Genomic DNA, 11,146 nt, shown 5'->3' with positions numbered 1-11,146 from the left:
CAACAACCAACTGACAGCCATCCCAGATGCGATCGCTTCCCTGACTCAGTTACAAGAGCTTTACCTCGGCAACAACCCCCTCAATCCTGAACTTTATGCCGCCTACGAACAAGGAACTAAAGCTGTATTGGAATATCTGCGGGCAAAAGCAGAAAAACAAATCATACTCAATGAAGCCAAACTAATCTTGATTGGTGAGGGTGAAGTGGGCAAAAGTTGTCTGTTAGGGGCATTGCGAGGGGATGAATGGGTGGAAGGTCGCCCCACAACTCACGGCATTGAAATTAAACCTGTCATTGTCACAGATCCCGATAGCGGTACAGAAATCACCTTGAATGGTTGGGATTTTGGCGGTCAGAGGGTTTATCGTCCCACCCACCAGTTATTTTTCAGTGCGCCAGCCGTGTATTTAGTGGTCTGGAAACCACGGGAAGGACCCCAGCAAGGTTTTGTCAAAGAATGGATTACCTTGATCAAAAATCGAGCGCCAGATGCCAAAGTGTTAGTAGTTGCCACTCACGGCGGACCAGGACAGCGACAACCAGATATTGACAGACAAGAAATTCTGGATCAATTTGGTCAAGATACAGTTTTGGGTTTCTTCCATGTAGACAGCAAACCCCCAGGAAATACAACAGATTGCCCTGGTTTAGTAGAATTAAAAGCCAAAATTGCTCGTATTGCGGCATCTCTTCCTGAAGTTGGGCGTTCTGTTCCTGCTAAATGGCAACAGGTACGGGAAATCTTGAAAACCAGTGATCAAGCCTATCTCCCCTACAATGAGGTTATTGCCATCTGTGCTGAACAGGGAATTGATCAACAGCAAGCAGATTTATTCCTGGCCATTTCCCATAGATTGGGTCATTTTATCCATTACCATTACGACTCTGTACTCCGCAATATCGTCATCCTCAAACCCGACTGGTTAGCCAAGGCAATCAGTTTTGTATTGGATGATGAAGTGACACGCAAACGCAACGGTTTAGTGGAATTTGAACATCTCAGCCAATTATGGAGTCATCCCCCATTTGAGGGAGAAGAAGGTTATCCGAAAGAACTACATCCGGTATTTTTGGGACTGATGAAACGCTTTGATTTATCCTATGAAGTAGTTTTTAATCCATCTGAACCTAGCAATACGAGCTTGATTGCTCAACTTGTTCCTGATACACGCCCAAACAAATTACCAAATTGGGGAGAACAACCAGAACCCGGAGACAAACAACAAGTACAAATCTGTCGCATTGTGGACAGTCGGGGACAGTTTGCAGTGGCAGAAGGATTGTTTTATCAGTTGATTGTCCGCTTACATAAATATTCACTAGGACGGAATAATTACGAAAACAGCATCCACTGGCAACGGGGCTTAATGCTGGATAATGACTACAACGGTCGCGCATTAGTGGAGTATGTTGGCACTGATGTAAAAATTACAGTGCGGGCGGCTTATCCAGAACGCTTTTTATCCTATCTCACGGAAGAGATTAGATGGCTAGTTGAAGATTTCTGGGAAGGTTTGCGTTGTAACGTTATGGTTGCTTGCGTTGCACCTTGCGGCATGAATCCACCTGGAAAGGGATTATTTGAAGTCCAGAAACTAATTGAAAGCAAAAAAAAGAATCGTCATGAGTTTCCCTGTCCTATTACCGAGTGTGATGAATGGCAAAATATTGATTGTTTGCTAAATAACGCACCCACAACTCCACCTCCATCACAAATATTTGATATTGACCAAGTTCGAGATCTTCTGAAAACTGTTGTAGGAAATGAGTTAAAAAATGAGTTAAAAACTGCTGTAAAAGTCATCCGCGAAGATTTAGTTAGGTGCGATAGTCTAAATGAAAACCGTTTTCGGGAATTGTCTGACGAACAACGTATTGCTCTTAGCAAAATTGATCAGCAGTTTGCAACATTCATGCAAATGCTCACAGATGAAGCTAAAGATGGACCTCGTTTGTTTAGCTTTAAACCCATTGAGCCGAGATTTTTGGATAAACCTAAATGGATAAATGCCAAATTTCAACTTACCCTTTGGTGTGAACACGCCCGTCAACCACTTCCAGCCTTAAATCCTAAAGATCCAAAGAAGGGAGTTTATGAATTAGACTTACCCCGTGAGTGGTTTACCAAAGCAATTCCCTATCTCAAAATTTTAACAGGAACTCTCAGCTTAGTATTACCTGTAGCGGGTTCAGCAACTAAGTTTATGTTAGATGACACAGCCTACAAAGCTATTGAAGAACAACTTGATTTAGGACAAAAAACCATTGAATCTACCTTAAAAGGCGGTGATATGGCTTTAGCTGAAACGTCTGATCAAGCTTCCTTTTCAGAAGGTGATGTAATTCGCGCCCAAGGCTCAATTTTACGGGAATTACACGCCCTATTAAAAGCAAAAGATTCTAGTTTTGGTGGTTTAGAACGAGTGCAAAATAAACGCCGGTAATTTCTCTGGGTTCATCCTCAATTTGTAGATGAATACTAATTTTTGAGATTAATTTTCAAACCCAAAAATTCCTGTATTTATCACGATCAGGAATAGCTATTCCTAGATCGTGCTTCGCGCAATCTGCACATAAATTCGCGGTTGAATACAGATGGAAACCGCGCTTCTACTTCTCAGAAACCTCTAAATTTTGCAACCAACTAACCAAATCATCTAAACTTGCAAAATCTAACAACACCTCAGTTAAATCTTCCAATTGTTCCAGAGATAACTTCTCAATCTGCATTTTTAGCTGACTAGGAACTTCCCCAAATTTTTTAGATAACAACCGCAGGATAAGAGTTACTTCTCCCTCCTGTATACCTTGTTGTATACCTTGTTGCAGACCTTGTTGCAGACCTTGTTGCAGACCTTGTTGTATACCTTGTTGCATACCTATTTCTGTCGCTTCTTCTCTTAGTTCTTGATATAAGCGAGTTTGCTCAAAAGTTATACCTAACATTGCTTCTATCTCCAAACGACTTAAACGAGTAAACCGATAAGACATTATCGTGGTAATTATTTCTAATATGGCACGACTATCCGCTGGTGCTTGTAACTCCTGTTGACAACGGTTGACTAAATATCGCGCTGCTGCTGGCGCTTTCTTTTGGTTGAGAGTTGTTAACACTAACAAACTCACATCAAGGGGTAATTGTTCAAATTCTCCCAACTCATTCAAATATACTCGATGTACTTGTTCCGAACTCAAAAGTGCGCGATAGGGGTGAATATCCCCTTGTTCTATACTCCGATTTGGATAAATTAACACCGCTTGCCAATCTTGAAAACGCTCCCTATTTCTGTAAAAATAGAGAAACAACTCCCCAAATAAACGTTCATACAGTCGCTCATCTCTTTGAAATTGTACCTCACAGAAATAAACAACTCCTGGTGTTTCCGTTTCCGGTGGTAAAAATACCCCATCAATTTCAAACTTTGGTTCTTTTACCGCTACCGAATCAAAGCGATAACTAGCCGCATTTGCTGGAGGATTTGCCAATAACTCAAACAGTAGGGTTGGGTATTTTTGAAATAAATAATAAAAAATAGAGTCACGCCGCATATAAAAGTAGAAATCACCTTTTCATATATATTACCAGGAATAGCGTCGCTATCCATTTTGTGATTTTCATGACGGCGGAGATGGAAATTTTTAACAGATTACAAAAAACCTATATAGGCCAGGGTAGAGCATTCCTAAATCCTGACCTATAGAAACAAACGATTAAACCACTTTGTTAACCATACCTCCAGTCAGTTTGATAACTCTTAGATTAGGAAGTGCAATAGCAAAGCTGACCTAAGGTATGGTATCGCTTTTTTGCATCTAAAATTCCGTTTACATCCCAATACTACTTAACAGAAACAGAATCAACGTCCACAGTCTCCCCAGTAGGAGGCGCATTATTCACTGTATTGCTGGTACTATTCTCTACATTCCCTTTTTTAGCTTTCCAACCATCAATTACTAATCCCGAAACTTCAGTAACAAATAAAGTTAAAAGGAAAACATCATCAATTTGACCAATAATAGGAATAAAATCTGGAGAAATATCCAAAGGACTGATTAAATAGGTAACAGTACCAATAATTACCCACCAACGGTATTTAGGATTACGTAATGTATTCCGATACCATGTATAAAGGGATTGAATTGAGAAGTTCATACTCTTAACCTCCAGTGATTTTTTTATTTTGGCAAATAATCCTCTAAACTCCCGGTGGGAATAACCGCCATATTGTGTATAGAAGATGTTAATCCTTGGTAATTAATTGGCAAATTTTGTGAGTATTGCATTACTCTTGAAAATGAAAATGCTTTGATTACTAGTGATGGAGTGAGGAAACTTAAACAGTGGATATCTCAGATTTGTTGAATAAGAGCGGGACCTCTATAGTTTTTGATTTGTTCAAGAAGGGTGGTCCTTCTATGTGGCCTTTGCTGGTTTTATCAGTGCTGTCACTAAGTGTGATTTTTGAACGTTTTTGGTTCTGGTTACAGATTCTTACCCAGGAAACAGAAATAGTTAATCGTGTTTTGGACGCTGCTGGTGAGAATTGGGAAATAGCTGAAGCAATTGCTGAAAAAGCAAGAAATCAACCTATTGGTAGGTTTTTATATGCACCTTTACGCCTCAAGAAAAACGATCCAGAAACCTTTAGATTGGCTCTAGAATCAACCGCAGCAGACGAAATAGCAGGAATGCGACGGGGGGAAAAACTTTTAGAAGCTGTAATTGCTCTCTCGCCCCTGCTAGGATTGTTAGGTACAGTCTTGGGTTTGATTCATTCCCTGAGTTCAATTCGTATTGGTGATTTAGGTACAGAGTCTGCTGCTGGTGTCACAACTGGGATTGGGGAATCTTTGATTAGTACAGCCGCAGGATTAATAGTAGCAATTACTAGTTTGGTATTCTACCGCCTATTTCAAAGTTTTGTTGTTAACCAAGTTAAGGTTTTCAATAAAGCGGGAAATGAAATGGAATTACTCTACCGTCAGTACCCTCCTGATCCTCATAAAATGAATTTAGGGACAGTCTCAAATGAAAAATCATTTCCCAACAATTCTGTAATTGAGTCAGAGGGTACAATTGATAATTCCCCCTTGAACTCTTTACCAGGAGAAGAAGATGAAAGTTAAGTTAGACACTCCCACTGAAGACGTTCAGATTCAAATTATCCCCTTAATTGATGTTGTTTTTTGTATTCTGACATTCTTTTTATTAGCAGCTTTACAATTTACTCGTCAACAAGCAATCAATGTTGATTTACCTAAAGCTAGTACAGGTACAAGTTCTGCTGCTAATTCCCAAACTAAAAATAACATTTTACCCGTGACAATTGATGCTGAAGGGATGACCTATATAGAAAAAGAACCTGTAAGTCGAGAGGAATTGGAATCGCGTTTAAAGCAATATATCCAAACAAATCCAGAGGGGATTTTAGTATTGAATGCGTCACGTACAGCAACTTATAATGATGTTGTTCAAACATTAGATTTGCTACGGAAGGTGGGAGGAAATCGGGTATCTTTGGGAATTATTCCCGGATCATCTCAACCAGTGACAAATTCACCTAGCTTCCCTGCTATTCCTCTTAACCCAGGAATTAACCCGTCTCAAAACTTTAATTATTTACCACCCGATAACCCAAATCTAGTTCCTGCTCCGGGAAAGGGAATAACTCCTGGTATTTCAATTCCCAGCAACACTTTACCGCAAGCACCTGTAAAACCAGAAAAGAATAATTCTTCTCCTGAGAATTAATACCATTTCACCAAAAATTTTGGATGTTTATATCTCTCCATATTCTTCTCAATTATGAGTTTATGGGGAGATTTTTATTTACATCTCACTGTTCTTTCTGGCTCGTAATTTTCCAACTCGTAGCTAGAATATTTACTTTTAAACAAGCCCGTGACGAGGATTGAACTCGTGACCTCACCCTTACCAAGGGTGTGCTCTACCACTGAGCCACACGGGCGAAACTGAAACCAAGAATTATAGTGCTGTGTGTTTTATCATTACACAGCAATTATAATTCCTAACATCGGTAAGAGGTGGGCCGGGCTGGATTTGAACCAGCGTAGGCGTAAACCAACGGATTTACAGTCCGTCTCCATTAACCACTCGGACACCGACCCGTTTGTGTCCCACGCTTAACTATAATAGCAATAGTTTTTAAGTTTGGCAAGGGGTTAGAGAAAATATTTTTCATAAAACCTCAATCCCTTACCCCAAGCCAGTTTTCCCAGTTGCTCACAAGTACAAGCGGGGTTAAATACCATTTTGACCTGAAAGTTCAGCTTGGGGGGAAAAATTCTAGGCGATAACGATATAATGCCACTGGTCGAGAACCTGCGGTAAAATAATCAGGATCTTGGGGGGAAAGATAGACAGCGGTAACTTGGTCTGCTGTAATGGTTGGGGAAGAGGTGGAAAGTTTTTGGTAAGCGGTGGTTGATTCTACAGTATTTAAATAGGGACGAGAACCACCTTTAAATAATTGTTGAAAAACTTCGGAAGTGATGAATTGATGTTGTGATATTCTCTCTGTAGCGCGAGCAGTGACAAGAGAAATTAATTGACGTTCACCCCGCAAAAATGTAATTTGACGATTAGGAGATTCAGGATCTACTTTTGATGATAATACAGCTTCATCTCCTAAATAGGCTCTGGTTAAATTTAAACTATTAAATTCTCTATCAGCTACTAATATTGGTGTTTGATTTTGGAAATAAGCAAGAATTTTTAAACCCGAATTAGTTGGTTTAACTTTCACAAATCTCACTAAAAAACTAATTGGTTGATTTAATTGACTGCGATTATTTTCAAAGCCGGGTGTGATTATATTCGGTGCTAACGGTGCTGCTAAATCTACTAATGTACTTGTTACTTTCCACCTACCAGCTATCCAGTCAGGGTAGACTAAATCTCCCTCTGCTGGTTTGACTGATGTTAATTTTTCCCATTGGGGGAATTTGGCTAAATGTTCTGCTAATTCTCCCGCTTGTGCTTCGTTATTTCCTAACAATAATAAAAGCATTAAGCAACAACTAACAATTATTTTTGTAAACATATTCAATAATTCAATAATTCAATATTAAACCTACTCCCCCACTTATCAAATAAGTCGGGGATCTGAAAGAAACGAAAAATTACAAAATTTCTAGGGGTAAAGGTTGCCAAATTTCGCCATATTTTTCTTTTAAAATTTGCCAAGCTTCTACTTGTCCTGGTTCATATTCTCCGGGTTTACCCCATTGCAAAAATAGGCTTAATGCAGGTTCTGATTTTTCGTCTAAAAACCGAATTGCATAAGTTGTAAAATTCCCTCGTTTGGCTTCACCTGTTTCAAATTTCACTTGGGTGATTTTGTCCATGTTTAAATGAAATTCAAAGCCTTCGGTGTGCATATTTGCATATTTACCTTTTGGTAATTCGGCGTAAAATAGCTTTTCTATTTTCCCTCTCGCTTCTAAAACGGCGGCGCTACTGGTAACAATTAACCGCAAAGTTCCTAAGCTTTCACAAGCTTCTAAAAATTCTTTCAATGTTGTTGTCATATTTGTTAATTTTTTACTAGTGAGTGTTCAATTTCAGATTGATAACCAATAACTAATTTACTACGTTTCATATTTCTCATAAGCAGCTACAATGCGCTGTACTAAAGGATGACGCACTACATCTTTTTGAGAAAATTCACAAATAGCAATCCCTTCTACGTTTTTTAAAATTTGTAAAGCCATATCTAAGCCCGATTTTTGATATGCTGGCAAATCAGTTTGCGTAATATCACCTGTAATCACCATCCGGGAGTTAAAACCTAAGCGCGTTAAAACCATTTTCATTTGCGCCGGTGTAGTATTCTGGGCTTCATCAACAATTATAAAAGCATTATTTAAGGTTCTTCCCCGCATATAGGCCAGTGGTGCAACTTCGATGATTTCCCGTTCGATTAAATTGGGGACTTTTTCCGGGTCTATAAACTCATTAATGGCATCATAAAGGGGACGCAGATAGGGATTAACCTTTTGCTGTAAATCTCCCGGTAAAAAACCGAGTTTTTCCCCGGCTTCCACTGCGGGACGAGTTAAAATCAACCGTTCAAATTGATTACTAAGTAGGGCTTGAACTGCGACAACTACAGCCAGATAGGTTTTTCCTGTTCCCGCAGGACCAATACAAAAGGTTAAATCGCGTCTGCGAAGCGCGTCTATATATTGGCGTTGGTGAAAGGTTTTAGCGCGAATTTCTAACCCTCTGCGAGTTTTGGCCAGGATATCGCGCTGTAAGTCCTGTAATTGGTCTTCTGTATTGGTATCGAGGGCTTGACGGGCGGTGAGAATATCAGCACTAGAGATATTATTACCTTTACTCCACAAATTTTCTAGCGATCGCACCAATTTCTTTACTAATTCTACCTGTTTTGGTGTTCCAGAAATTAATAATTCTTGTCCCCGCAGAACTAAATTAGCTCCTGTTTGTTGAGATAAAAACTTGATATTAGCCTCACTATATCCTGCTAAAGCGATCGCACTGGACATATTAGGCAGTTGGATCAAATCATCTGCCATATTATTCTTGAATTGGGTGAAAGGTTGTTTTTAACAAAATAATATTTTCCTATTCAATGTAAATTTAAAATTGTATTATGTAGGGGTAACGTCCCCGTGCCTACCCCGATATGTGGGGCAACCACAGGGGGTTTGCCCCTACGTAATTTATCGGTTGAGGGATTTTTAAAATGTTCAATTAATTTTGCTCAGGTACTTAACTTGCCGTTAATTAATATGTTTATGATTGGGAAATAGGCTGACAACACTTGTTAATTCTTGGCTGGTAAATCCGCAATAAACACGGAATTATTAGCCAAGATTTGACAAGACTGTTGTCTCCCGTCTCCAACAATCTCAACTGACTACTTGACAAGGGCGGAAATTAACCAAATACTAAAAATTTCTCAAAAGCTTATTTAATCCGCTTTTTTTAATTTTTAATATTTAATTTTAATGTAGCTGATATTACCGCAAACGTGGTTTAACAACAGGTTTGGGAATATTACTCTCTCTTTCTTTCGATTTGGGTGGTAGTGTCCGCTCTTCCTGTTCTTCATCAAAAGACATACTTTCCCGACCTGGGGAAGCACCACCGTAGATATCCAGGTATACTGATTGACCAGCTATTTCTGCTGCGGCGGCAATTACAGAGCGAATTGCCTGGATATTGCGTCCCCCTCTACCAAACACTTTTCCTTTATCTGTACTATCAAAAGCAATGCGTACCCAAGCCCGCTTCAGGGTTTGAGATATTTCACAATCAACCTTTAAAGATTCTGGAGATTCTAAAAACGGCTGCACAAGAAACTTCACCAGCCCAACATAATTGGGACTGGTTGCTAGGGATTTAATCTCAAAACTATGATGCGGCTGTTGCACTGACCTGTTCAAAAACGTTAGCTTTTACGAGAATACGACGAACTGTATCGGTAGGTTGAGCGCCTTGTTGTAGTCGCTTCACAATACCAGTAATGTCTAATTTTACTTCATCTGTTCTGGGATTATAGAATCCTAATTCTTCCAAGGGGCGACCGTCACGACGAGCCAGGCTGTTAATGGCAACAATTCGGTAACTTGCTTCGCGCTTTTTGCCAAATCTTTTTAAACGCAATTTGATCATTTTGAGAACTGTTTCTCCTGTTCCTAGTTAGTGAGTTTGCAACTGATTGATGAGGAAGTGACTGGGTTATGACACCCGCGTTCACAATTTCCGAGACTGAAACGCTAATTTTAGCACTTCTTGGCCGTGAATGGCTATTAGTTAGTTGTCAGTTATCAGTTGTCGGTAAGAAAGATATTCTTTTCAGCCCCCTGCTCCCGTGGTTTCGGGATAAAACAGTTGTAGCACCTCAATCTTTCCTCCATTATCTGCACTGATTCATTATAAACAACAATACCTTGTCCAAATTGAAAAAAGCCTTGATTTGTAGGTTGGGTTGAGGTACATAACCCAACAAATGCGTCGGGTTGCGCTGTCGCTTAACCCGACCTACAAAAGATGGACAAGGTATTGAAACAGTTTTGATAAATTCTAGGTCTTGAGCTAGACTAGGTGCTTATTTCCGCACAGACCAAGAGCGAACTTGACCTAAAGTTACAGGAATGCGATCGCTCACGTCAATGGTAAATAGATAGACTTTTTTAGCTCTGCGGCCATTTTCCGGGTCAAAAAACTTTAATTTCACATCCCAACAATCACTATTAATGCGACAGAAAGGACTTTTTTCCACTTCAATACTATCAAGCTGCATCCCTGTAGAAATAGCTTGAGAAAAACTAGAAGCAGCTTGGAAAGCATTAGTTACAGAAAAATTCAGCGCCCGATCTTTAGCAAATTGTCCTAAATTTCGCAAATCATAGTAAACTCGATTTAAGAAACTACTCAAAGCCTTTCTCATAGCCATTTCTTCGGCTGGTGCTGTGGCTTCCGTAATTACAGTTTGCATTGCCATATCTACTAAACTATTGACTTTCCAGCCATACATTCCCCTAGTATTAGTTAAAGTAATTACAGGCACAACTTGACCAGAAAATAATTCCACAGTTCTATCTGTTAATCTTGCAGGAATACTTACCCGTTCCACAAAATCATCACTATCTTCTGGTTGAATTTGTCCCTCTAACATAGCAATTAGAGTTTCATAGATATCTGCTGCAAAACCACTTACAGGTTCTAAAGCATAAATAGGAGTCAGTTCTTGGTTAAGAGTCCAAATTAAAGGTTTAGCTTCGGCGGGATTTTCTGATAGATAATTCACCATTTGCCGGCTATCATAGGGATTAGCAGGGATAATTGCCCCGTCCATATTCACTGCTGGCATTAATTGTTTAAACGAGTCCCTTCTGGCTTCATTACCAAAATCATAACCAATTGTTCCTAAAGCATAAACCAATTTAGAAGCGGCACTAGGGGTAACACCTTGAGTTATTTCGCTTCTTTGTTCTCGTTCCCAGTCTCCGGCTGGGAATACCGTCTCCAAGGCTCTGCCTGATGATATAGTTAGAGGCACAGCCTCTAATGTAGCATTCCCAGGTTCTACCTGGGAACGAGAGATTCCTACTCCCCTCTCCTCGTAGGAGAGGGGTTGGGGGTGAGGTTG

Annotated in this window: 11 protein-coding genes and 2 tRNA genes; 3 read left to right on the top strand and 10 right to left on the bottom strand. The window is 39.8% G+C overall.

Going from position 1 to position 11,146, the window contains the following annotated elements:
- On the top strand, positions 1-2,446 hold a 2,446-nt coding region (locus ACIR131C_RS22625), incomplete at its 5' end, for a COR domain-containing protein (protein WP_051347554.1).
- A gap of 166 nt (positions 2,447-2,612) precedes the next feature.
- On the opposite strand, the gene ACIR131C_RS0112010 is transcribed toward ACIR131C_RS22625, so the two are convergent.
- Positions 2,613-3,551 (bottom strand): Rpn family recombination-promoting nuclease/putative transposase, encoded by a 939-nt coding sequence (locus ACIR131C_RS0112010; protein WP_028090389.1) that lies wholly within the window; start codon positions 3,549-3,551, stop codon positions 2,613-2,615.
- Positions 3,552-3,840: 289 nt separating this feature from the next.
- Positions 3,841-4,155, bottom strand: coding sequence for a YkvA family protein (locus ACIR131C_RS0112005; protein WP_028090388.1), 315 nt, complete (start codon positions 4,153-4,155; stop codon positions 3,841-3,843).
- Between the two features lie 263 nt (positions 4,156-4,418).
- Here ACIR131C_RS0112005 and ACIR131C_RS0112000 point away from each other — a divergent pair, with 263 nt between their 5' ends.
- Positions 4,419-5,129, top strand: coding sequence for a MotA/TolQ/ExbB proton channel family protein (locus ACIR131C_RS0112000; RefSeq protein ID WP_051347553.1), 711 nt, complete (start codon positions 4,419-4,421; stop codon positions 5,127-5,129).
- Positions 5,119-5,754 carry an ExbD/TolR family protein gene (locus ACIR131C_RS0111995; RefSeq protein ID WP_028090386.1) on the top strand — a complete coding sequence of 212 codons (636 nt, stop codon included), beginning with the start codon at positions 5,119-5,121 and terminating at the stop codon, positions 5,752-5,754. The genes ACIR131C_RS0112000 and ACIR131C_RS0111995 overlap by 11 nt, the downstream gene beginning before the upstream one ends.
- A gap of 145 nt (positions 5,755-5,899) precedes the next feature.
- Here ACIR131C_RS0111995 and ACIR131C_RS0111990 read toward each other — a convergent pair.
- The 8 genes from ACIR131C_RS0111990 to ACIR131C_RS24600 all read right to left on the bottom strand — a co-directional run.
- Positions 5,900-5,971 (bottom strand) — tRNA-Thr (locus ACIR131C_RS0111990).
- Positions 5,972-6,048: 77 nt separating this feature from the next.
- Positions 6,049-6,131, bottom strand: a tRNA-Tyr gene (locus ACIR131C_RS0111985).
- A 158-nt stretch (positions 6,132-6,289) separates the two neighbouring features.
- The gene (locus ACIR131C_RS0111980) at positions 6,290-7,066 is read right to left on the bottom strand and encodes a DUF6816 family protein (protein ID WP_028090385.1); all 777 of its coding nucleotides are present in this window, start codon (positions 7,064-7,066) and stop codon (positions 6,290-6,292) included.
- Between the two features lie 79 nt (positions 7,067-7,145).
- Entirely contained in the window at positions 7,146-7,553 is a 408-nt protein-coding gene (locus tag ACIR131C_RS0111975; RefSeq protein ID WP_028090384.1) for a ChuX/HutX family heme-like substrate-binding protein, read from the bottom strand.
- 60 nt (positions 7,554-7,613) lie between these two features.
- Positions 7,614-8,564: a PhoH family protein gene (locus ACIR131C_RS0111970; RefSeq protein ID WP_028090383.1), complete on the bottom strand. Its 951-nt coding sequence runs from the start codon at positions 8,562-8,564 to the stop codon at positions 7,614-7,616.
- Positions 8,565-9,011: 447 nt separating this feature from the next.
- Positions 9,012-9,398, bottom strand: coding sequence for a KH domain-containing protein (locus tag ACIR131C_RS0111965; protein WP_028090382.1), 387 nt, complete (start codon positions 9,396-9,398; stop codon positions 9,012-9,014).
- Between the two features lie 7 nt (positions 9,399-9,405).
- Complete coding sequence (gene rpsP / locus ACIR131C_RS0111960) at positions 9,406-9,666, bottom strand: 30S ribosomal protein S16 (RefSeq protein ID WP_028090381.1); 261 nt, start codon at positions 9,664-9,666, stop codon at positions 9,406-9,408.
- A gap of 436 nt (positions 9,667-10,102) precedes the next feature.
- A partial coding sequence (locus tag ACIR131C_RS24600) for a PatA/PatG family cyanobactin maturation protease (RefSeq protein ID WP_035371917.1) occupies positions 10,103-11,146 on the bottom strand: 1,044 nt, incomplete at its 5' end.

It is taken from the genome of Dolichospermum circinale AWQC131C, from assembly GCF_000426905.1.
Lineage (GTDB): Bacteria > Cyanobacteriota > Cyanobacteriia > Cyanobacteriales > Nostocaceae > Dolichospermum > Dolichospermum circinale.
This window is presented reverse-complemented; position numbering and strand designations above follow the sequence as displayed.

Excerpts from the sequence above, each read along its gene's own strand:
- rpsP (WP_028090381.1), bottom strand. The coding sequence starts at position 9,666 with ATGATCAAATTGCGTTTAAAAAGATTTGGCAAAAAGCGCGAAGCAAGT.
- ACIR131C_RS0111975 (WP_028090384.1), bottom strand. The coding sequence starts at position 7,553 with ATGACAACAACATTGAAAGAATTTTTAGAAGCTTGTGAAAGCTTAGGA.
- ACIR131C_RS0111995 (WP_028090386.1), top strand. The coding sequence starts at position 5,119 with ATGAAAGTTAAGTTAGACACTCCCACTGAAGACGTTCAGATTCAAATT.
- ACIR131C_RS0111980 (WP_028090385.1), bottom strand. The coding sequence starts at position 7,066 with ATGTTTACAAAAATAATTGTTAGTTGTTGCTTAATGCTTTTATTATTG.
- ACIR131C_RS0112010 (WP_028090389.1), bottom strand. The coding sequence starts at position 3,551 with ATGCGGCGTGACTCTATTTTTTATTATTTATTTCAAAAATACCCAACC.
- ACIR131C_RS0111970 (WP_028090383.1), bottom strand. The coding sequence starts at position 8,564 with ATGGCAGATGATTTGATCCAACTGCCTAATATGTCCAGTGCGATCGCT.
- ACIR131C_RS0112005 (WP_028090388.1), bottom strand. The coding sequence starts at position 4,155 with ATGAACTTCTCAATTCAATCCCTTTATACATGGTATCGGAATACATTA.
- ACIR131C_RS0112000 (WP_051347553.1), top strand. The coding sequence starts at position 4,419 with ATGTGGCCTTTGCTGGTTTTATCAGTGCTGTCACTAAGTGTGATTTTT.